This is a genomic window from Pseudomonas sp. AF32, from assembly GCF_022342325.2.
Classification (GTDB): Bacteria; Pseudomonadota; Gammaproteobacteria; order Pseudomonadales; family Pseudomonadaceae; genus Aquipseudomonas; species Aquipseudomonas uvaldensis.
Window position 1 is genome coordinate 166,841 of sequence record NZ_RQJK02000012.1, and the last position, 21,620, is coordinate 188,460.

A 21,620-nucleotide genomic window follows, 5' to 3' on the forward strand; every position below is an offset into this window, starting at 1 on the left:
GAGAATGGGTAGGAAGGACAAGGTGTTGGAAACATTCATGGATAGACTTCGCGTCGCATTGCTGAAGCTGCCACGTCGGCAAAAACGCCTGCTTCAGGTCGTGACCGATGTGCTGTTGGTCTGGCTCGCCTTGTGGTTGGCATTTGTGGTGCGCCTTGGCTTCGACGACATGGTCAATCCATTCATCCATCATCCATGGCTAATGGTCAGCGCTTCGTTGATTGCCATTCCCTTGTTCGTACGATGCGGGATGTATCGGGCGGTCATGCGTTACCTGGGGAACGATGCCCTGGTCGCGATCATCAAGGCGGTCAGCCTGAGCGCGCTTCTATTGGCGCTCGTGGTGTATTGGGGGGCTTCCTACATGGCACCCGTGCCACGTTCGGTCATTTTCAATTACTGGTGGCTCAGCCTGGTGATGATCGGCGGCCTGAGACTGCTCATGCGACAGTACTTCATGGGCGATTGGTTCATCCCGGCCCATCACGTGCCTTTTGTAAACCGTAACACCGGTCTTACCAAGGTAGCGGTCTATGGTGCCGGTGCCGCCGGTAATCAGTTGGTGGCTGCCTTGCGCATTGGTCGAGACATGCAACCGGTGGCATTCATTGATGACGATGTCAGTATCGCGAATCGCATGATTGCCGGCTTGCAGGTGTTCAAGCCAAAACACATCCAGAAGATGATTGAACTCACCGGGGCCCAGGAAGTGCTGTTGGCCGTTCCTTCGGCGAGCCGTGCGCGGCGACGTGAAATTCTGGGGTATCTCGAAGGTTTTCCGCTGCACGTCCGCAGTGTTCCGGGTTTCATGGACCTGGCCAGCGGTCGTGTGAAAGTCGACGACATCCAGGAGGTGGACATCGCGGACTTGCTGGGACGGGATGCGGTCCCTGCACAACCTGCGCTGCTGTCGCGTTGCATTCGGGGCAAGGTGGTCCTGGTCACGGGTGCGGGCGGGTCGATCGGTTCCGAGCTCTGCCGCCAGATCCTCGCCCTGGAGCCTTCCACGTTGCTACTGTTCGACCACAGTGAGTTCAACCTTTACAGTATCTTGAGCGAGCTGGAAGAAACCATTGCCCGACAATCGATCCCGGTAAATGTATTGCCAATTCTGGGATCGGTGCGCAACGCGAATAAATTGTTCGACACCATGACTTCCTGGAAGGTCGAGACGGTCTATCACGCCGCAGCCTACAAGCATGTGCCCCTGGTCGAACACAACATCGCCGAAGGGATGCTCAACAATGTCATCGGTACGTTAAATACTGCACAAGCGGCGCTGAAGGCTCAGGTTGAAAATTTCGTGCTCATTTCCACGGACAAGGCCGTGCGCCCGACCAATGTCATGGGCAGTACCAAGCGTTTGGCGGAAATGGTCTTGCAGGCCTTGAGCCAAGAGGTTGCCCCGGTGCTGTTCGGCGACAGCGGGAATGTCGCGCGGGTCAACAAAACCCGTTTCGTCATGGTGCGCTTCGGTAATGTGCTGGGATCGTCCGGCTCGGTTATCCCGCGCTTTCGCTTGCAGATCAAGTCCGGCGGGCCCATCACCGTTACCCATCCCAATATCACGCGTTATTTCATGACCATCCCGGAGGCCGCTCAGTTGGTGATCCAAGCGGGTTCGATGGGGCGAGGAGGGGACGTGTTCGTATTGGACATGGGCGAGCCGGTGAAGATCGCCGAGTTGGCGCAGAAGATGGTCCATCTGTCAGGCTTGAGCGTGCGCTCCGAAAAAAACCCACACGGTGATATCGCGATCGAATTTACCGGACTGCGGCCAGGTGAAAAACTCTATGAGGAGTTGCTGATCGGGGATAATGTAGTCGCGACCCCGCATCCGATGATCATGAGTGCCAATGAGGACCATCTGCCGTGGGAGCAACTCAAGATAAAGTTGGACGAGTTGATGGCTGCCGTTGCCAGGGACGAATATTCACGAGTCCGCGTGCTCTTGCGTGAAGTGGTCAGCGGTTATACCCCAGAGGGAGAAATTGTCGATTGGATATTCCAACAGCGGCGCTTGATACCCAAACATAAGGACTGCTGAACAGGCCGGAGCGCTGGATCGGGTCTATTTTCTAGTACTAGGTACGGGTACGTTTTCTGATGAACGTTTTATCGATGATGCACGGCGCCTATGCGTTCAATGCGAGTGCATTCGCGACGGGAGTAGCCCAAGGTGGGTAAGGGGTTCATGGACAAGTTGAGAATAACCCTGCTCGGATTGCCAAGGCGCCATAAGCGGGCGATCCAGGTGGCGACTGACATCGTCCTTGTCTGGCTCGCCCTTTGGCTGGCGTTCGTCGTTCGGCTCGGTATCGACGCATTGGCCAGCCCGATTGAGACGCATTTGTGGTTATTCGGCTCCGCACCGCTGGTTGCTGTTCCGATTTTCATCCGCTTTGGCATGTACCGCGCTGTCATGCGTTATTTCGGTAACGACGCGCTGATTACAATCTGCAAGGCCGTCAGCCTTTCGGCATTATTGCTGGCTCTCGTGGTGTATTGGTACAGCAACCACAAGACCGTCGTACCGCGCTCCATCATTTTCAATTATTGGTGGCTCAGCCTGATCATGATTGGCGGCCTGCGTCTGATGATGCGGCAGTATTTCCTGGGGGACTGGTTCTCTGCTGCGCAGCATGTCCCCTTTACCAATCGCGCAGATGGCCTGCCCAAGGTTGCAATCTATGGCGCAGGGGCTGCCGGTAATCAACTCGTGGCCGCCTTACGTATGGGACGTGTCATGCGACCGGTTGCATTCATCGACGATGACAGCAGTATTGCCGACCGAGTCATCGCCGGATTGCAGGTCTACGAGCCGAAGAATATCCAGAAGATGATCGATACCACCGGCGCCCAGGAGATTTTGCTGGCTATCCCGTCTTCATCCCGCGGGCGTCGTCGGGAAATACTGGCGTTGCTCGAACGGTTTCCGCTGCATGTGCGCAGCGTCCCCGGTTTCATGGACCTGGCCAGTGGACGGGTCAAGGTCGATGACATCCAAGAGGTGGATATCGCGGACCTCCTGGGGCGTGACTCGGTGCCTGCGCAAGCTGATTTGCTCGAACATTGCATTGTGGGCCAGTCGGTGCTCGTTACCGGGGCGGGCGGTTCTATCGGCTCCGAACTGTGCCGACAGATTCTGGCGCTCAAGCCAACGACGCTGCTGCTTTTCGAGCACAGCGAATTCAATCTCTACAGTATCCTGTCCGAGCTGGAACCCAGGATTGCCCGGGAGTCCCTGTCCGTTCGCCTGTTGCCTATCCTGGGATCGGTACGGGACCAGAACAAGCTGCTGGATGTGATGAAGACCTGGAGCGTCGACACGGTCTATCACGCCGCAGCCTACAAACATGTACCAATGGTCGAGCACAATATCGCCGAAGGTGTCCTGAATAATGTGATTGGCACGCTGAACACGGCGCAGGCTGCGTTGCAGGCGGGCGTGTCGAACTTTGTGCTGATTTCGACGGACAAGGCCGTGCGACCTACCAACGTGATGGGCAGCACCAAGCGGCTTGCGGAATTGACCTTGCAGGCCCTCAGCCGTGAGTTGGCGCCCGTGTTGTTCGGCGATCAGGCCAACGTTTCGCGTGTCAATAAAACCCGCTTCACCATGGTCAGGTTCGGCAACGTACTCGGCTCGTCCGGTTCGGTTATTCCCCTGTTTCATAAGCAGATCAAGTCCGGCGGTCCATTGACCGTTACGCATCCCAAGATCACGCGCTATTTCATGACCATTCCCGAAGCGGCTCAACTCGTGATCCAGGCCGGTTCCATGGGCTTGGGCGGGGATGTTTTCGTGCTGGACATGGGCGAGCCGGTGAAGATTGTCGAGCTGGCGGAAAAGATGATCCACCTTTCTGGCTTGAGCGTGCGCTCTGAAAAGAACCCCCATGGCGACATTGCGATCGAGTTCACGGGCCTGCGCCCTGGCGAGAAGCTTTACGAAGAGTTACTGATTGGTGACAACGTTGTTTCGACCCAGCACCCGATGATCATGAGCGCCAACGAGGATTTTCTCTCGTGGGAAGTGCTCAAGACCAGGCTCGCTGGGTTGTTGGCCGCGATTGAGCGGGATGACTACGCACGAGTCCGCCAGTTGCTTCGAGACACTGTCAGTGGTTACGCCCCGGATGGTGAGATCGTCGACTGGATTTACCAACAGCGTCGCCTTGAGCCCTGATTGTTACACATGCTGTAACTTGCCTGTTTTTGACACCGCTTCATGATGGCCTAAGTTTGACAGGCAGCTTCGGAAAAGCTGCTTCCTCTCTTAACGATGTGATGGAGCTTCACTCATGCGTAAAGGCTACTTTTACTCCCTCGTTTTCGCTCTCCTGACCAGCGCGTCCATTGCCGTGATCGCTGCACCTGCGGTAAAAACAGAGTCGACGGCTGCACCGCAGGCAACGGAACTGTCGACGAAACCGCAGAGTACAAAGGTTGATCTCAACGCGGCGGATGCCGCTACCCTCCAACGCGACTTGTCGGGAATTGGTGAGGCCAAGGCCAAGGCGATTATTGCCTACCGTGATAGTAATGGGCCGTTTTCGTCGGTCGAAGAACTGTTGGAAGTCAAGGGGATCGGCAAGGCGATCCTGGACCGGAACCGCGACAAGCTGGAAGTGAACTAAGGTGTGACAATAAGAGGGCCGGTCCTGACGACTGGCCTTTCTGAATTCCCTCGCCACACTAACTCCAGTCAGCGATCCTTGGCTTCTTTCGCATCCATCTCGGCGTTCCTTTCGGCAACGCGCTTGCGTTGTTCTTCAGTCAGTTCGACCTTGTTGGCGGTGTCGCGCAATAGCATCAAGCCGCCGACGATCGAGCCGATCGCAATAATCAGAATCAACCAGGCATACCAGGGCATAGGGCTCTCCTAGAGGCTCGGCGGTGAGGCGCGCTTGCCTCAGCCGTCGTTACAGTTTTGAGCGAAAGTCGTTCGCAGTGGTTCAATACTACCCCTGCTGCGCACTATCGCTGTCATAACGAAACCCTGGCTCATTCTTTACGCATTTTTTATCCCCACGCTCGCTCTCGATCTCGCTCCTTTACAGCCTGCCTGAGGACAATCGCTCCAACACGGCACGACGCCGTAATACGGAGAAATCCCATGAGTGTTCTGGACGGGGTGTCATTGCTCTTGGCAGTGGCGCTGTTCATTTATCTGCTGGTTGCGCTGTTGCGCGCGGATCGGAGCTAGGAGCGGCCATGCACGGTTATGACTACGGATTGATACTTGCCTTTTTCGCGTTGGTGCTGATTCCGGCACCGTTTCTGGGACGGTTCTACTACAGGGTCATGGAGGGCCAGCGCACCTGGCTTTCAATCATTCTCGGCCCGATGGAGCGTGGCTGTTATCGCCTGGCTGGTGTCGATCCTGCTATCGAGCAGAGCTGGCAAAAATATGCCCTGGCCTTGCTTGCTTTCAACCTGGCGGGGTTCGTGTTGCTGTTCGCAATGTTGCTGCTACAGGGATACCTGCCCCTCAATACCGAGCAACTGCCTGGCATGGAGTGGACCCAGGCCTTCAACACGGCCGTCAGTTTCATGACCAATACCAACTGGCAGTCCTACAGTGGCGAGGCATCCCTGAGCTACTTGAGCCAGATGGTTGGCCTGACCGTGCAAAACTTCGTCAGCGCCGCCACTGGCCTGGCTGTGTTGGTGGCGCTGTGTCGCGGCATTGGACGCAGATCCGCCGCGACGCTGGGTAACTTCTGGGTCGACATGACCCGTGCCACTCTTTATGGACTCTTGCCGTTGTGCCTGTTACTGGCCTTGTTCCTGGTGTGGCAGGGCGTACCGCAGACCTTCGCCCATTACGTCCACGCCGTGACGATGCAGGGCGCGGACCAGGTGATCCCGCTGGGTCCGGCCGCCAGCCAGATCGCGATCAAGCAACTGGGCACCAACGGTGGTGGGTTCTTTGGTGTCAACTCGGCGCATCCCTTCGAAAACCCGACGGCCTTGAGCAATCTGTTCGAAGTCGCCTCGATCATCCTGATTCCCGCCGCGCTGGTGTTCACTTTCGGCCATTACGTCAAGGACCTGCGCCAGAGCCGGGCGATCATTGTCTGCATGCTCGTGCTGTTCTTGATTGGCGGCGCTACCTCGTTATGGGCGGAATACCAGCCCAATCCGGCCCTGATCAACGCGGCGGTGGAGCAAACCGCGCCACTGGAAGGCAAGGAATCACGGTTCGGTACCACCGCCACGGTGCTGTGGTCGGTGACTACCACGTCGGCGTCCAATGGCTCGGTCAACGCGATGCACGACAGCCTGAACCCGCTCAGCGGCATGGTGGCGCTGGTCAACATGATGGTCGGCGAAGTGATCTTCGGCGGCGTGGGTGCCGGGCTCTACGGGATGCTGTTGAACGTGCTGATCGCGGTGTTTCTGGCAGGCTTGATGATCGGTCGAACTCCGGAATACCTGGGCAAGAAGCTTGGTGCCAGGGAAGTGCAGTTGCTCGTGGTGACCTTGCTGGTCATGCCGGTGAGCGTCCTGGTGCTCGGTGCCGTCGCCGCGATCCTGCCCGGACCGGCCGCGGCGGTGAGCAACCCCGGCGCCCATGGTTTCAGCCAACTGCTCTACGCCTATACCTCGGCGGGGGCGAACAACGGTTCGGCTTTCGCCGGCTTCGGCGCCAATACGCTTTTCCATAACCTGATGTTGGGCCTGGGCATGTTGATCGGTCGTTTCGGCTACATCCTGCCAGTGCTGGCATTGGCCGGCAGCCTGGCGCTGAAGAAACGCGCGCCGATCGGCCAGAACAGCTTCCCCACCCACGGTCCGTTATTCGTGACCCTGCTGACCGTGACCATTCTATTGGTAGGCGGCCTGAGCTTCCTGCCGACCCTGGCCCTGGGCCCGATTGCCGAACACCTGAGCATGGGCTTCTGAGGAACCGATGATGAATATGTCTGCAACCGAAACGGTCGCCACCAAGGCCTCCCAGTCACCGAAGACTTCGATTTCTACCCTGTGGCGGCCCGCGCTGAAGCAAGCCTTCGTCAAGCTCGATCCGCGGCAGTTGTATCGGGCGCCGGTGATGCTGGTGGTGGAATTGACCGCGATTTTCACCACGGTGTTGTGCTTCATTCCTGACAGCGTTGTACCAGTCTTCGTGGCGGCGCAGATTGCGCTCTGGCTGTGGTTCACCGTGCTGTTCGCCAATTTCGCCGAAGCCTTGGCCGAGGGGCGTGGCAAGGCCCGGGCCGACAGCCTCAAGGCCGGTAGCGAAGGCCTCACTGCACGCCGTCAGACAGCTGGAGGGTTTGAATCGGTCCCCGCCAGCGCCTTGAGCAAGGGCGATGTGGTTCGCGTCGAGGCGGGGGAGATGATTCCGGGCGATGGTGAAGTGATCGAAGGGATCGCCGCCGTCAACGAGGCCGCCATCACGGGAGAGTCGGCACCGGTGATCCGGGAATCCGGTGGGGATCGTTCGGCCGTCACCGGCAACACTCGGCTGGTTTCCGACTGGTTGCTGGTGCGTATCACCAGCAACCCCGGTGAGTCCACGCTGGACCGCATGATCGCCCTGGTCGAAGGCGCCAAACGCCAGAAGACCCCCAACGAAGTGGCGTTGGATATCCTGCTGATCGGCCTGACCCTGATCTTCTTGCTGGTGGTCGTCACGTTGCAACCGTTCGCCCATTTCGCCAATGGCAGCCTGCCGTTGGTGTTCCTGGTGGCGCTGTTGGTCACGCTGATTCCCACCACCATCGGCGGACTGCTGTCGGCCATTGGCATCGCCGGGATGGACCGGTTGGTGCGCCTGAATGTGATCGCCAAGTCCGGTCGTGCGGTGGAGGCGGCGGGGGACGTCCATGTGCTGATGCTGGACAAGACCGGCACCATCACCTTTGGCAATCGGCGTTGTGCCGCGGTGTATGCCGCTCCGGGCGTCAGCGCCAGGGAGCTGGCTGAAGGCACGCTGTTCGCCTCGTTGGCCGACGAAACCGCCGAAGGCAAGTCCATCGTCGAATACCTGCGCGGCCTGCATCCGCAGCCCGAGCCCGCTGTCGACTTGCTGACTGTCGTCCCCTTCAGCGCTGAGACCCGTTTGTCCGGTGTCGATTATCAAGGACGCAAATATCGCAAGGGGGCCGTCGATTCGCTGCTGGCATTCGTTGGTCTGCCACGCGATGAGTTGCCTCCGGTGCTCGCCCGGGAGGTCGACAGGATCGCCCAGAGTGGTGGCACGCCTCTGCTGGTGTGCGTCGACGGCAAGTTGTTGGGCGCCATCCATCTCAAGGATGTGGTCAAGCCCGGTATTCGCGAACGGTTTGCCGAACTGCGCAAGTTGGGAATCCGCACTGTGATGGTCACCGGCGACAACCCGCTGACGGCCGCCGCGATTGCTGCCGAGGCCGGTGTCGATGACGTGCTGGCCGAAGCCACGCCGGAAAAGAAACTGGCGCGTATTCGTCACGAGCAGAATGACGGTCGATTGGTCGCCATGTGCGGCGACGGCGCCAACGACGCGCCGGCCCTGGCCCAGGCCGATGTCGGCATGGCAATGAATGACGGCACGCAGGCGGCGCGGGAAGCGGCCAACATGGTCGACCTCGACAGTGACCCGACCAAATTGCTGGACGTGGTGCAGATCGGCAAGGAGCTGCTGGTCACCCGGGGCGCGTTGACCACATTCTCCGTGGCCAATGACGTCGCCAAATACTTCGCAATCCTGCCGGCGTTGTTCGCTTCGATCTATCCACAGCTCGGTGTGTTGAACGTGATGCACCTGAGCAGCCCGCAAAGCGCGATTGTCTCGGCCATCGTTTTCAATGCGCTGATCATCGTGGTGCTGATTCCCCTGGCCCTGCGGGGCGTGCGTGTGCAGGCGGCGAGCGCGGCGGCACTGCTGCGGCGCAACCTGTTGATCTACGGCCTGGGTGGGATCGTGGTGCCATTCGCAGGCATCAAGGCAATCGATATGTTGCTGACAGCGTTGAACCTGGTCTGAGCCTGATGCCGGCCAACCGGCCTATCCGTCGCTAGCGGTTGTTGTTCCAATTCGAGGATTCTGAGATGTCCACACTGTTACGCCCTGCCTTGAGCCTGTTGTTGCTGATGACCCTGATCACAGGTGTTGCTTATCCGTTGGGGGTGACGGGAGTCGCGCAAATGGCGTTTCCCGCCCAGGCCAACGGCAGTCTGGTCCAGGATGCCGACGGCAAGGTGCGCGGTTCGATGCTGATCGCCCAGGATTTCCAGGGTGATGCGTGGTTCCATTCACGGCCATCGGCTGGTGCCTTCGCCACGGTCGCCAGCGGCGCCAGTAACCTGGCCCCGAGCAACCCGGCCCTGGCCACCCGAGTGGTCGAAGACGCTCGCAAGCTTCAGGTGACCGAGCAAGGGCCTGTACCGCTGGCGCTGCTCACCACCTCCGGCAGCGGTCTCGATCCGCACTTGCCTCCGGCAGCGATTGCCTATCAACTGGCGCGTGTCGCCGCGGCGCGCAATCTGCCGGTTTCGACGGTGCAGCAATTACTCGATGCACACATCGAGCAGCCCTTGGTGGGGCCGCCGGTGGTGAATGTCCTGGCACTGAACCTGGCTTTGGAAAAACTGTAATCAGGCGCCGGAACATCCAACGCATCAAAAACTGAAACGAGAGAGCCCCATCGCATGAGCGACTCCGACCGTGCCGACGCACTGTTAGCCAACTTGCCCCGCACTGGCCGTGGTCGGCTCAAGGTTTTCCTGGGGGCGGCCCCCGGGGTCGGCAAGACTTACGCCATGTTGCAGGCGGCCCATGCCCAACTGCGCCAGGGTGTGCAGGTGCTCGCTGGCGTGGTGGAGACGCATGGTCGAACCGAAACCGAGGCGCTGCTCGGTGGCCTGGCGCAGCAACCATTGGTGCGCTCGGAGTACCGTGGTGTGACGCTTGAAGAAATGGACCTCGACGGCCTGCTCGCGGCACGTCCGGCCCTGGTGCTAGTGGACGAACTGGCCCACAGCAATGCCCCCGGCAGCCGTCATGCCAAGCGATGGCAGGATATCCAGGAATTGCTTACCGCCGGCATCGACGTCTATACCACCGTGAACGTCCAGCATCTGGAAAGTCTCAACGATCAGGTTCGGGGCATCACCGGTGTGCAGGTTCGCGAGACGTTGCCGGACTGGGTGCTGCAGGACGCCGACGAGTTGCTGTTGATCGACCTGCCACCCCGGGAACTGCTGGAGCGCTTGCGCGAAGGCAAGGTCTACGTCCCGGAGCAGGCCCGGGCAGCCATCGATGCGTTCTTCAGCCAGACCAACCTGACCGCTTTGCGCGAGCTGGCGATGCAGACTGCCGCGGCCCAGGTGGACAAGGATCTGACCCAGGGCTATCGGCAACTGGGCCAGGCTGCGCCGGCGGTGCGCGGACGGCTGCTGGTGGGCGTGGATGGTGACATCCAGGCCGAACGTCTGGTACGCCACGCCAGCCGCGTCGCCCAGCGGCGGCATCTGCCGTGGAGTGTCGTGCATGTGGATAACGGCAGCACACGGGACGAGCCCTCGCGCCAGCGCCTGCAAACCGCCCAGCAACTGGCGGAACGCCTGGGCGGCGAAGTGGTGCTGTTGCGGGCCGGTGAAGTGGCCAGGACCTTGATCCAGCATGCCACCGAGCGCCGTGCCACGCTGGTGTTGGTGGGGCAGTCCCGGCCACGCTTGCGCCGGCGCTGGTTCGGCGGCGGTCTGGCGTCGCGTCTGCTGCGAGATGCCCGGGGGCTGGAGATCAATGTGTTGGACAGCGATGAGCAGCCGCGTCCCGCCCATGTGCGTTCAGACGCCGCGCGCAGCGGGTTCGACTATGCGTTGGCGCTGCTGGCTACCATGGCCGCCAGCGCACTGGCCTGGGGTATCTCCGGGCTGCTGGCATTGCCCAACATTTCCCTGGTATTTCTGATGGCGGTCCTGCTGGTGGCTGTGCGCAGCAGCCTCGGCCCTGCGCTGGCCTGCGCGGCTCTGTCATTCCTGGCCTATGACTTTCTGTTCATCCCGCCGAATTTCTCCTTCACCATCCAGCGCGAGGAGGATGTGCTGACGCTGGTGTTCTTCCTGCTGATGGCGGCCCTGACTGGCAACCTCGCCGCTCGCCAGCGTCGTCAGTTGCAGGTGCTGCGCGATACCCAGCAGGAAACCGGCGAGTTGCTCGACCTGTCTCGAAAGCTCACCGCGGCGACTGACAGACAGGCAGTGATCAGTGCCGCCGTGCAGCACTTTGACGGTTGGCACGATATGCAGTTGTGTCTGCTCAACCGTGATGGCCAGGCGGGCTGGAAAGTCGAAACCGGCGAACCGCTGACCTTCAGCGAGGCCGAGCGCGCCGCCGCCGACTGGGCCTGGCAGCATGATCAGTCAGCCGGGGCAGGTACCGGGACGCTGCCATCCGGGCGTTGGTGGTGGTGGCCATTGTCGGCGGAGGGTGGGCCCTTGGCATTGTTGGGGGCATGCCCCAGGGACGGCAAGCCGTTGAGTGGTCAGCGGCGACGTCTGCTGGCCGCCCTCGGTCAGCCGCTGGCCCAGGCGTTGGCGAGGGCCCAACTGGCCCAGGATCTGGAAGCGGCGCGCTTGCACGGCGAAACCGAGCAACTGCGCAGCGCCTTGCTGGCCTCGGTGTCCCATGATCTGCGCACACCGCTGACCGCGATGCGGGGCAGCATCGACAGCCTGCTGGCGCTGGGAGAGGCGATCCCGTTGGCCGATCGTCGTGAATTGCTCGAAGGTACGCGTGACGAAGCCGAACGGCTGGATCGCTACATCCAGAACCTGCTGGACATGACCCGTCTCGGCCACGGCGCCCTGAAACTGGCGCGGGACTGGGTGGCGCCGGCCGATATCGTGGGCAGCGCGCTCAATCGGTTGCGTGCGGTGCTGGCGCCGCTGGAGGTCAGCGTCGAGGCCCCGGCCGAACTGCCGTTGCTGCACATCCATGCAGCGCTGATCGAGCAGGCCCTGGTGAATGTACTGGAGAACGCTGCGCGGTTCTCACCGGCGCACGGCCGGCTGTTACTGAGTGCCGGAGCGACGGATCGCGAAGTATTCTTTGCCGTGGCCGATGAGGGGCCGGGAATCCCGGCAGAGGATCGGGAAAAAATCTTCGACATGTTCTACACGGCTGCGCGGGGCGACCGGGGCGGACAGGGCACCGGGCTGGGATTGGCCATTTGCCAGGGCATGATCGGAGCCCATGGCGGGCGGATCAGTGTGGACGAAGGGCTCGACGGACGCGGAACCTGTATCACGTTGCACTTGCCCTCGCAGGCACAACCGGGCATGGACGATGAAGCCTGAGTCGGGCTGGGATATTCTCCTGCGATCTATTTTTACTGAACGGACCTCATGAACCAGACCGCCACACTGTTGGTCATCGACGATGAACCGCAGATCCGCAAATTCCTGCGCATCAGCCTGGCCTCTCAGGGTTACAAGGTGCTGGAGGCCGCCACGGGCAGCGACGGCCTGGCCCAGGCAGCGTTGAACAAGCCTGACCTGCTGGTGCTCGACCTGGGCCTGCCGGACATGGACGGCCAGCAAGTGCTGCGCGAGTTCCGTCAATGGTCGGCGGTACCGGTGCTGGTGCTGTCGGTGCGGGCCAGCGAAGCGCAGAAGGTCGAGGCGCTGGACAATGGGGCCAATGACTACGTCACCAAGCCGTTCGGCATCCAGGAGTTCCTGGCCCGCATCCGCGCGCTGTTGCGACAGGTGCCAGCGGCGGAGGGGCGGGAAGCGGCTGTGACAGTCGGTCCGTTGACGGTGGACCTGGCATACCGGAGGGTGCTGCTCGATGGCGCCGAAGTGTCCCTGACCCGCAAGGAATATGCAGTGTTGGCGCAACTGGCGCGTCATCCCGGGCGGGTCATTACCCAGCAGCAACTGCTCAAGGACATCTGGGGCCCGACCCACGTCGAAGACAGCCATTATCTGCGGATTGTGGTGGGCCACCTGCGGCAAAAGCTGGCGGATGATCCTACGCGGCCCCGGTTCATCGTGACCGAGGCGGGGGTGGGGTATCGGTTGCTGGAGGAGGGTGGGATCCCATTCAGTGGTGTCTGAGCTGATGCCAGCGCGAGCAGGTTCAGCGCAACTCTTGTGGGAGCGAGCCTGCTCGCGATCAGGTCCTGACAGTCAAAAGAGATCCTTCAGTCATTCATCGCTCCTCACGCTCATACCGATCCAGCGTATCACTGGCAATTTCCTGCCCCAGCGCGATCAGTTCAGGCGCCTTGTAGAACTCGAAAAAACGGCATACCCGTTTCGGCACGTTGATCAGCACATCCGGCGGGTACCCGGCGATCTTGTACTGAGCCAGGGAGGTCTGCATCACCTCGAAACTCTGGTTGATCAGGTCCAGCAACGAAGCCGGGCCGACGTTATCGATGATGAACGAGCCCGTAGCGGACTTCGGTGCGCCTTCGGCCTCAGGCGCGGCGGCCGGTTGCTGGCCTTCGGGTTCGGCGGATTCGATCCATGGATTGAGCGCCGCCGCCTCCGCCTTCAGCGCCTCCTGTTCCAGCAGCAGCAATTGTTCAGCTTGTTTGCGCCGGAACGGCATGCGCGAGCCCAAGGAGTTGACCAGGGTGTCGAAGCGCCGCCGGAACGCAGCGGGACGCGGGATCACCGGCAACTGATATTGCCGCTGGTTCGTGGCATTGAGGTTGACCGCGATGATCAGGTCGCAATGGCTGGACACCACCGGCACGATCGGCAATGGATTGAGCAGGCCGCCGTCCACCAGCATGCGGTTGCCTTGCATCACGGGTGTGAACAGGCTGGGAATTGCCGCCGACGCCCGCATGGCCTGATGCAGGCAACCTTCCTGGAACCAGATTTCCTGTTGGTTGGTCAGGTCGGTGGCCACGGCCGTGTAGGGAATGCGCAAATCTTCGATATTGAGTTCGCCGACGATCTTGCGGATCTGTCCGAAGACCTTTTCCCCACGAATCGCCCCCAGGCGAAAGCTCACATCCACCAGTCGCAGAACATCCAGATAGTCCAGGCTTTCGATCCAGTTGCGATAGTCGTCGAGCTTGCCCGCGGCATAGATCCCGCCGACGACGGCGCCCATGGAACAACCGGCGATGCAGGCGATGTCGTAGCCACGCCGTTCGATTTCCTCGATCACGCCAATATGCGCGTAGCCCCGTGCGCCACCCGAGCCCAATACCAATGCGACACGTTTTGTCATGACCATGCCCCCTTGTCGAACAGACTTCAACAATGCACTCATCGACGGCCCGGCTCAATCGTCATGGCGCAGGCGTCGTTTTTTGACACGCCGATGTGGCTTTTTTGTATTCTCGCCCACACTTGAATTAACGCGGTCCGGCCTCGGCACTTTTTGCCGGCGGGACCGTCTTACCAGCACGACTGTTGACCTTGAGGTGTTATCGATGAAAGCCCGGATCTGCCTGCCCTTGGTGGCTTCCCTGATGGTTCTGGCCCTGGCCGGTTGCGCCGGCAAAACCGCTTACCGTGACAGCTGCGGCAGCCAGCTCGACGCCGCCTGGAAGGAACTCGACCTGGCCAAGGCCGAAGGTTTTGCCGGCACCGTGAGTTATTCCAAAGCCCTGTCGCTGCTGACAGGGGCCAAGACCCAGCAGCAGTTCGAAGCCTTTGAAGGCTGCACCAGGAAAGCCGAGAAGGCGCGTTTCTACATCCGCGAATCCCGCGCGGGACGATAAACCAGCGACAAGCCATGAGCAGCGAGCTACAAGTGAAGGGCGCGCACCGCTCCTCACTTGCAGCTTGAAGCTCGAAGCTGCGTACGGAGTACGCCCATGATCGATCGGCTGGTGGCCCGGATACTGGGCCTGGAAGTCCGCCTGCTGGCCTGCCAGGCCCGCTTGAATGCCCATACCGACAGCGAGGCGCTGCATGACCTGCGCACCACGGTTCGCCGTCTGCGCAGCCTGCTTCGTCCGCTACGAGGGTTGCCCGGTGTTGAACAGCTGGAAGCCGCCGCATCGGCGGTCGGCACTCTCACCACGCCGTTGCGCGATCGTGAAGTGCTGGCGGCCTATCTTGAGCAACACGGCAAGACCCAAGCCGCCGAGCAGCGTCGGGTGCAGATGGAGGGCGCCTATCCTGCCGTGGCCGAGAGCCCGGAGCTGGCGCAGCTGTTGATGATCCTCGACGCGTTCCCGCGTTTCATTCGCGCCGCCCAGCGTGAAGGGCTGCTCAAAGGCCTGCGCAAGCGCATCGAAAAGCGTCTGGACAAACAATGGAAGAAACTCGGCGAAGCCTTGCGCGATCCAGCCCACGACCGCCATCGGCTGCGCCTGCTGATCAAGCGCGTGCGCTACGCCATCGAAGCTTACCCTGAGCTCAACCGCTTGCCCGAAACGGCCATGCCACGACTCAAATCCGCCCAGGGCGCGCTGGGTGACTGGCACGATTGCTGGCAGTGGCTGGCCAGGGCCGAGCAGGAGCGCGACCTGCAACCTTGCGTACCGGTCTGGCAAATCACCATGGGCAAGGCCGAGGCCAGGTCCGACAGGGTTCTCGATCGGCTGATTGCCAGTTGCTTCGATTCCTGAATCCAGCATGAAGAGCGCAGATTCAGAAGTGGCGGCTTTTCTGTCAGCCTCTTTGGCCGGAATGAGCGCTGTGCCATTCACCCCGGCTGGTTAAGATCCGTTCAACTTTCTTCCCAGTCTTCGAGGTTGTCATGCGCTTTTCCGATTTGATCGAGGCCGTGCGCCGTCAGCCAGGCGCCGTGGTTGTTCCCCCGGAATGGGGCCAGGGGCGCGCCAGTTTTGGTGGGCTGATAGCGGCGTTGCAATACGAAGCGATGCGTGCGCAGGTCCCGGCGGATCGTCCAGTGCGCTCGCTGGCGATCACCTTCGTCGGCCCGGTCGAACCGGACGTACCCGTCAGTTTCGAGGTCGACGTGTTGCGTGAAGGCAAGGCGGTCAGCCAGGTCGTGGGGCGTGCGGTGCAGAAGGGGCAGGTGGTGACCCTGGTCCAGGGCAGCTTCGGTGCCTCCCGTGCTTCCGTGGTGGCGGTACAGGCCGAACCTGCGCCGCCCTTCACTGAGGTGGAGCGGTGCCAGGAGCTGCCCTACGTCAAAGGCGCCACGCCGGAGTTCATGAGGCATCTGGCAATGCGCTGGAGCGTCGGCGGCCTGCCGTTTACCGGAAATAAATCCCGGAGTATGGGGGGCTGGGTACGGTTACGGGGGGATGTAAAGGAGGAACTGCTCAATGAGGCTCACATCCTGGCGTTGGTGGACGCCTGGCCTCCGGCGTTGTTGCCACACCTCACGCAAATGGCGCCGGGCAGCACGCTCACCTGGACCATCGAGTTCGTCCAGCCGGTGCTGGAGCTCACGACCCTGGACTGGTGCCAGTACCTGGCCGAGATCGAGCACGCCCAGGACGGCTACGGACACGTCGCCGCGAAGTTCTGGAGCGCCGATGGACGTTTGATCGCCATGAGCCGGCAGACCGTGACGATCTTCGGCTGACGCTGCGGTCTGTTCAGTGTCGGTGGCGTTGCAGCGCAAGCGACGCGAACACACCGATGATGCCGATGGCGACATCCGCCAGGTTCAGCTTGAACATCCCGGTGACGATCAACAGGAATGCAACGATGAACAGGGGTATCGCAATCAACTGCAAGACCTGATGGGTCGGTTGGCGGTGGTTGTTGGGGTAGACGCGCCATTGCCAGGCCGCAAGGTTGGGGTGACGTTTGCCCATGATGGTGATCCTTGAGTCGATGGAACCGAATGACCCAAGGATAGGCGCGGCAGGCAGGGCGGGCGAATCATGGTTGGCTATCGAAGCGATAGGTGCTGGAGTCTGGATCAATTGCAGACTGTCATCGCGGGCACGGCTTGCCCGCGATGACAGTGTCTCAGAGTTTCAACTGCCCGATCGCCTTGTTCAGTTCACCCGCCAGGGTCGCCAGTTCATGGCTGGTGGTGGCCGAGTCCACGGTTTGGCGCACGGTGTTTTCAGTGACATCACGGATACCGACCACCGCCCGGTTCATTTCTTCGGCCACCTGGCTCTGCTGTTCGGCCGCGACGGCGATCTGGGTATTACTTTCACGCATCTGGGCCACCGCGCCGGTGATCTGTTCCAGCGCCTCGCCCGCTTCGCGAGCTTGCTGTACGCAGTCGTCAGCCTTGTAAGAGCTTTCCTGCATGAAATCCACCGCATCCCGGGTTCCTGCCTGCAGGGCGGAGATCATGGTGGTGATTTCGTCCGTCGAGATTTGCACCCGCTTGGCGAGGTTGCGTACCTCATCGGCGACCACGGCGAAGCCCCGACCCATATCCCCGGCCCGTGCCGCCTCGATGGCTGCGTTGAGGGCCAGCAGGTTGGTCTGTTCGGCGATGCTGTGGATCACGCTGACCACGCTGTTGATCTTCTGGCTGTCTTCGGCCAGACGCTGGATCATTTCGGCGGTCTGTTGCACGCCGGATGAAAGCCCGGTGATCGATTGCTGTACACGGCCCACCACTTCGCGACCGTTGCCGGCCAGGGTGTCGGCGGTTTTCGACAGGTCGCGGGTGGCGCCGGCATGCTGGGCGATGTGGTGCACCGTGGCAGACATTTCGTTGATCGCCGTTGCTGCCTGATCGGTTTCGCTCTGCTGGCCGAGCATGCCGTGGCGCACATCGTTCATGCTCGATGCCAGGCGTGCCGCTCCGTTGTCCAGTTGTCGAGCGGTGTTGGCCACGGTATCGACGACCCGCTGATAACCGGCCTGCATGGCGTTGAAGGCCGCGGCCATCTGGCCTACTTCATCCTTGCAGGCCAGGGGCACGCGGGCGGACAGGTCGCCGGTCCGTTCCACGTGCAGCATCACGTCCTTCAACGTGTTGAGTTGGCTCAGCAAAAAGCGGATCAACAACTGAGACGCACCCAGCATCGCCAACATCAGCACGAATACCGCCACGGCGTATTGGCTGAAGCGTTCGCTGAAGACCTGGCTCAGGCTGGCGCCAGGGGCGAGGACGGCGAGTTGCTGGCCGTCGCTTCGCTGGATCACCTCGGCGCCCAGCAGCGGCCGGTCGCCGAATAATGGCCTGGCATCGAGCTCGACCCAGCCCGCGGCGGTCGCCAGTGTCGGCAACGGCTCGCCCTCGAAAACGGGCACCTGGCCTCGGGGGAAGGTCAACAAGTCATCGGTCTTGGGCACGGCCTGTCCAACAGGCCAACGGTCGAGCAACCGGGCCTGGGCCTGGGCATTCGCCAGGGCCGCGTGGTTGCGGGCCTGTTGTTCCAGATGCACCGCGAAAAGGACAAGCAGCAGGGTGGTCACGAAGGCCACCGCATTGACCGCCCAGAATTTGTATTTCAGCGAGATGTTGCTAAGCCAGGCACCCATGGTAGGTCTTCTCTGATAGCGGAAACAGTTTTGGCAAGGTGCCATTATTGTGCCGCTAACCAGGGCTGGGGTTTTGATACGGATCAACAGATCACACTGCCCGGGGGCTGCCACAGAGGGCAATGTCCTACCCCGGAATGACCGGCAACCCGAAAAACGCTCGGGCACAAGCCGTGCTGTGCGCTGCGAGGTCTTCCTGGGACTCGCCCCGGTGCAAGGCGACTTCGCGCAACACTTCGGTCAGGTAAGCCGGTTCGTTGCGGCCGTTCCTGGGCTTGGGACGCAGCGTGCGGGGCAGCAGGTACGGCGCATCGCTTTCCAGCATCAGCCGGCCGCGAGGGATATCGCGTACCAAGGGATGCAAGTGCGTGCCCCGGCGCTCGTCGCAGATCCAGCCCGTGATGCCGATGTGCAGATCCAGGTCGAGATAGCTGTACAGCGCTTTTTTCTCGCCGGTGAAGCAATGCACCACCGCGGCAGGCAAGCGGTCGCGAAAGTCCCGCAGGATCTCGAGCAGTCGTTGGTCCGCGTCGCGTTCGTGAAGGAAGACCGGAAGTTGCAGTTCCACCGCCAGGGCAAGGTGCTCTTCCAGGACTTTTTCTTGCTGTGGACGAGGCGAGAAGTCCCGGTTGTAGTCCAGTCCGCATTCACCTACCGCCCGGACGCGGCTTTGTTTCAGCAGATCCTTGAGGTGCCGGGCGCTGTCGGCGGTCCATTCGCTGGCGCTGTGAGGGTGGATGCCGGCGGTGGAAAACAGCCGTTGCGCGGTTTCATCGAGGCGCTGGCAGAGCTCGATCGCCTCTTCGCTGCCCTCAATGCTGGTGCCGGTCAGGACCAGTTGGCAGACGCCGGCATCGTAGGCGCGCTCAAGTACCGCCTCGTGTTTGTCGGCGAAACTGGGGTTGGTCAGGTTGACGCCGATATCGATGAGTTGCATGGTGCTACCTCGGCCCAAGGGCCCGAAAGCATACCAGAGCTGTAGATTTATAAGAAAAGCCAAGAACTACAATGAGTTGAGGCTGTCTGTTGAGGCCACGAGACAGGTCGGGTTGGTATAAAAGCCAGCACTGTGCCAGTCTTGCGCACTTTTCAGCGCCTCGTGCGCTCTGTTTCCGTCGGCTCAAGCCTCGAATTTTCCGAAAGGCGAGTCCCGGTATCCTCCCCGGAGAATGGATGGCACGTCCTCAGGTATTGTTACTGCTGTGTTGTTCGCTGCTTTTGCCGTTGTCGGCCGAAGCGCGGCTGCCCGGGCCAGTGCAAACGGTGGCGCCGGGTACCGTGCGGGATCTGGCGCAGATCCGCAGCAGTCGCGTGCTCAAAGTGCTGGTCAATCAAAGTCGCAACAGTTCCGGTGAAGTCCAGGGGCAATCCATTGGCGTCGAATATCACCGGCTGCGAGCCTTCGAGCAGTACCTGAACGGTCACGCCCGCGATGGCCAGGAAATCACCCTCAAGATCATCCCCACTGCCAAGGACCAACTGCTAGGTGCTTTGCACCGTGGCGAAGGCGACATGGTGGCACCGGGCGAATTGCTCGACCCCCAGGCTGGCCAGGCGGTCAGCGCCAGCGATCCGATCCGATCCGATGTGCCCCTGCTGCTGGTGGGCATCAAGGGCGAGAAACGTTACACCCGCGTGGAACAGCTCTCCGGCAAGAGCCTGGCCCTGCCCAATGGCAGTGCAGCGGGAGATGCCGTGAACCAGATCAACCAGAAGCTGGCTCTGCTCAAATTGCCACCGGTGAAGATCGAATGGGTGGACCCCAGCCTGGCGGTGGAAGATGTGCTGGAGATGGTCCAGGGCGGGATCTTTCACCTGACCATCGTCGAACAACCGATTGCCGAGCGCTGGGGCAAGATTCTCCCCAAACTGCGTTTCGATCGACAGGTGCTGATTGGTGAGCCACGAAGCGAGCATTGGTTCGTCCGCCGTGACGCTGCCATGCTGCGTGCCAGCATCAACGGATTCCTGACCACCTACAAGGTGCCGTCCAATCAGGATGCGGCATTCCTGCGTATCTATCGCCGTTTGTATCAGGTCCACAACCCATTGGCCCGGGCTGATCGCCAGCGTCTGGAGAAGCTGCGTCCGGTGTTGCAAAAGCATGCCGAGGCCCAAGACATGGACTGGCTGAACCTGGCTGCCCTGGCGTTCAAGGAGTCGGCCTTGCAACCCAATGCCCGCAGTGGCAGCGGCCCCACAGGCCTGATGCAGATCACGCCGTCGGCAGCCCAGCGGGTAGGTGTGGGCAATATCCAGAACCTGGATGCGAACGTGCAGGCCAGCGCAAAGTACCTGGCCATGATCCGTCGCAAGTTTTTTTCCAGCCCCAAACTCAACGAACGCGAACGCATGGCCTTCGTGCTGGCAGCCTATAACATGGGACCGGAGCGGGTGCAGGGCATGCGTGCCGAGGCCCGGCGACGGGGCTTGAATCCCAATCAGTGGTTCTTCCAGGTTGAGCGCATTGCCATGGAGCAGGTGGGAATGGGCGCCGTCAGCTACGTTAATAGTGTGAATAAGTACTATCTGGCGTTCGATCGGGAACGAGAGTCGCTGGAGCCCAAGGAGCAAAAGGTCGCCTCACGGAAGTAATCGAATAATTTGATCTGAATGACGGATATTTTCCGCTTTTGTCATTTGTTTATTTGATTAATATGGCGGCCATCAACTGCACTCACTCAGGAAATGCACGCTATGAGCACTGTCATCAACAAAGTCCTGTCTACCCGCGCTGGCTATGGCCTGACCGTTTTGCGTATAGCGGTGGGCGTCATTTTCGCCGCTCATGGCGCGCAGAAACTCTTCGGTCTGTTCGGTGGCTACGGTCTGGCCGGGACGGCTCAATGGATGGAAAGCATCGGGTTGACCCCCGGTTACCTGATGGCGACATTGGCAGGCGGCACGGAGTTCTTCGCGGGGTTGGCGTTGGTCATCGGTTTGCTGGCTCGTCCGGCGGCACTGGGCCTGGCCTTCCTGTCGCTGGTGGCGATTTTTTCGGTCCACATCGGTAACGGTCTGTTCATGGCAAACAATGGTTATGAGTTCGCCCTGGCCTTGTTGGCCGGCAGCATTGCAATCCTGATCGAAGGTGCAGGCAAGTTCTCGGTCGACGGCGCTGTCGCTCGCTCATAGTCAAATCCACCCGTGAAAGGCCCGTCTGGTACGCAATGCTGTTCACTTAAGCGGAGCAGCATTGCGATCCACGGGATACCGGGTTTTTGACATCTTCACCGCCCTGGGCCTCGCCGGTCTGGGGCGTTTTGTTATGAACAGCA

General features: G+C 60.9%; 18 protein-coding genes and 1 pseudogene. 14 read left to right on the forward strand and 5 right to left on the reverse strand.

The window, feature by feature from the left end:
- Positions 1–37 precede the first annotated feature (37 nt).
- The 3 genes from EGM97_RS13615 (at position 38) to EGM97_RS13625 (ending at position 4,640) form a co-directional block, all read left to right on the forward strand.
- Positions 38–2,047: a polysaccharide biosynthesis protein gene (locus EGM97_RS13615; RefSeq protein ID WP_238962017.1), complete on the forward strand. Its 2,010-nt coding sequence runs from the start codon at positions 38–40 to the stop codon at positions 2,045–2,047.
- A 147-nt stretch (positions 2,048–2,194) separates the two neighbouring features.
- A complete protein-coding gene (locus EGM97_RS13620) occupies positions 2,195–4,189 on the forward strand; it encodes a polysaccharide biosynthesis protein (RefSeq protein WP_238962018.1) in 1,995 nt (664 codons plus the stop codon).
- 115 nt (positions 4,190–4,304) lie between these two features.
- The gene (locus tag EGM97_RS13625; RefSeq protein ID WP_238962019.1) at positions 4,305–4,640 is read left to right on the forward strand and encodes a ComEA family DNA-binding protein; all 336 of its coding nucleotides are present in this window, start codon (positions 4,305–4,307) and stop codon (positions 4,638–4,640) included.
- Positions 4,641–4,708: 68 nt separating this feature from the next.
- On the opposite strand, the gene EGM97_RS13630 is transcribed toward EGM97_RS13625, so the two are convergent.
- Positions 4,709–4,876, reverse strand: a complete 168-nt coding sequence (locus tag EGM97_RS13630) for a DUF2897 family protein (RefSeq protein ID WP_082339829.1) — start codon at positions 4,874–4,876, stop codon at positions 4,709–4,711.
- 243 nt (positions 4,877–5,119) lie between these two features.
- Here EGM97_RS13630 and kdpF point away from each other — a divergent pair, with 243 nt between their 5' ends.
- The 6 genes from kdpF to EGM97_RS13660 all read left to right on the forward strand — a co-directional run bounded on the left by kdpF (position 5,120) and on the right by EGM97_RS13660 (position 13,056).
- Positions 5,120–5,209: a K(+)-transporting ATPase subunit F gene (kdpF, locus tag EGM97_RS13635; protein WP_053155116.1), complete on the forward strand. Its 90-nt coding sequence runs from the start codon at positions 5,120–5,122 to the stop codon at positions 5,207–5,209.
- A gap of 8 nt (positions 5,210–5,217) precedes the next feature.
- A complete protein-coding gene (kdpA, locus tag EGM97_RS13640) occupies positions 5,218–6,912 on the forward strand; it encodes a potassium-transporting ATPase subunit KdpA (protein WP_238962020.1) in 1,695 nt (564 codons plus the stop codon).
- A gap of 10 nt (positions 6,913–6,922) precedes the next feature.
- Complete coding sequence (kdpB, locus tag EGM97_RS13645) at positions 6,923–8,977, forward strand: potassium-transporting ATPase subunit KdpB (protein ID WP_477788813.1); 2,055 nt, start codon at positions 6,923–6,925, stop codon at positions 8,975–8,977.
- A 65-nt stretch (positions 8,978–9,042) separates the two neighbouring features.
- Positions 9,043–9,588, forward strand: coding sequence for a potassium-transporting ATPase subunit KdpC (gene kdpC, locus EGM97_RS13650; RefSeq protein WP_238962021.1), 546 nt, complete (start codon positions 9,043–9,045; stop codon positions 9,586–9,588).
- Positions 9,589–9,642: 54 nt separating this feature from the next.
- Entirely contained in the window at positions 9,643–12,294 is a 2,652-nt protein-coding gene (locus EGM97_RS13655) for a sensor histidine kinase (protein WP_238962022.1), read from the forward strand.
- 48 nt (positions 12,295–12,342) lie between these two features.
- Entirely contained in the window at positions 12,343–13,056 is a 714-nt protein-coding gene (locus EGM97_RS13660; protein WP_238962023.1) for a response regulator, read from the forward strand.
- A gap of 94 nt (positions 13,057–13,150) precedes the next feature.
- On the opposite strand, the gene EGM97_RS13665 is transcribed toward EGM97_RS13660, so the two are convergent.
- Positions 13,151–14,188, reverse strand: a complete 1,038-nt coding sequence (locus tag EGM97_RS13665; RefSeq protein WP_238962024.1) for a patatin-like phospholipase family protein — start codon at positions 14,186–14,188, stop codon at positions 13,151–13,153.
- Between the two features lie 205 nt (positions 14,189–14,393).
- On the opposite strand from EGM97_RS13665, the gene EGM97_RS13670 reads away from it, so the two are divergent.
- The 3 genes from EGM97_RS13670 to EGM97_RS13680 all read left to right on the forward strand — a co-directional run bounded on the left by EGM97_RS13670 (position 14,394) and on the right by EGM97_RS13680 (position 16,468).
- Positions 14,394–14,684: a hypothetical protein gene (locus EGM97_RS13670; RefSeq protein ID WP_053155130.1), complete on the forward strand. Its 291-nt coding sequence runs from the start codon at positions 14,394–14,396 to the stop codon at positions 14,682–14,684.
- Positions 14,685–14,780: 96 nt separating this feature from the next.
- Positions 14,781–15,539 carry a CHAD domain-containing protein gene (locus EGM97_RS13675; RefSeq protein WP_238962025.1) on the forward strand — a complete coding sequence of 253 codons (759 nt, stop codon included), beginning with the start codon at positions 14,781–14,783 and terminating at the stop codon, positions 15,537–15,539.
- Positions 15,540–15,670: 131 nt separating this feature from the next.
- Complete coding sequence (locus tag EGM97_RS13680; protein ID WP_238962026.1) at positions 15,671–16,468, forward strand: acyl-CoA thioesterase; 798 nt, start codon at positions 15,671–15,673, stop codon at positions 16,466–16,468.
- Positions 16,469–16,484: 16 nt separating this feature from the next.
- Here EGM97_RS13680 and EGM97_RS13685 read toward each other — a convergent pair.
- The 3 genes and pseudogenes from EGM97_RS13685 to EGM97_RS13695 all read right to left on the reverse strand — a co-directional run.
- A pseudogene (locus EGM97_RS13685) lies at positions 16,485–16,703 on the reverse strand (terminase); the annotation flags it as partial.
- A 157-nt stretch (positions 16,704–16,860) separates the two neighbouring features.
- Positions 16,861–18,342, reverse strand: a complete 1,482-nt coding sequence (locus EGM97_RS13690; RefSeq protein WP_238962027.1) for a methyl-accepting chemotaxis protein — start codon at positions 18,340–18,342, stop codon at positions 16,861–16,863.
- A 127-nt stretch (positions 18,343–18,469) separates the two neighbouring features.
- Entirely contained in the window at positions 18,470–19,279 is an 810-nt protein-coding gene (locus tag EGM97_RS13695) for a TatD family hydrolase (protein ID WP_238962028.1), read from the reverse strand.
- A 236-nt stretch (positions 19,280–19,515) separates the two neighbouring features.
- Here EGM97_RS13695 and EGM97_RS13700 point away from each other — a divergent pair, with 236 nt between their 5' ends.
- The gene (locus EGM97_RS13700) at positions 19,516–20,937 is read left to right on the forward strand and encodes an MltF family protein (protein WP_238962029.1); all 1,422 of its coding nucleotides are present in this window, start codon (positions 19,516–19,518) and stop codon (positions 20,935–20,937) included.
- Between the two features lie 102 nt (positions 20,938–21,039).
- Positions 21,040–21,477, forward strand: a complete 438-nt coding sequence (locus EGM97_RS13705; protein WP_238962030.1) for a DoxX family protein — start codon at positions 21,040–21,042, stop codon at positions 21,475–21,477.
- Positions 21,478–21,620 lie beyond the last annotated feature (143 nt).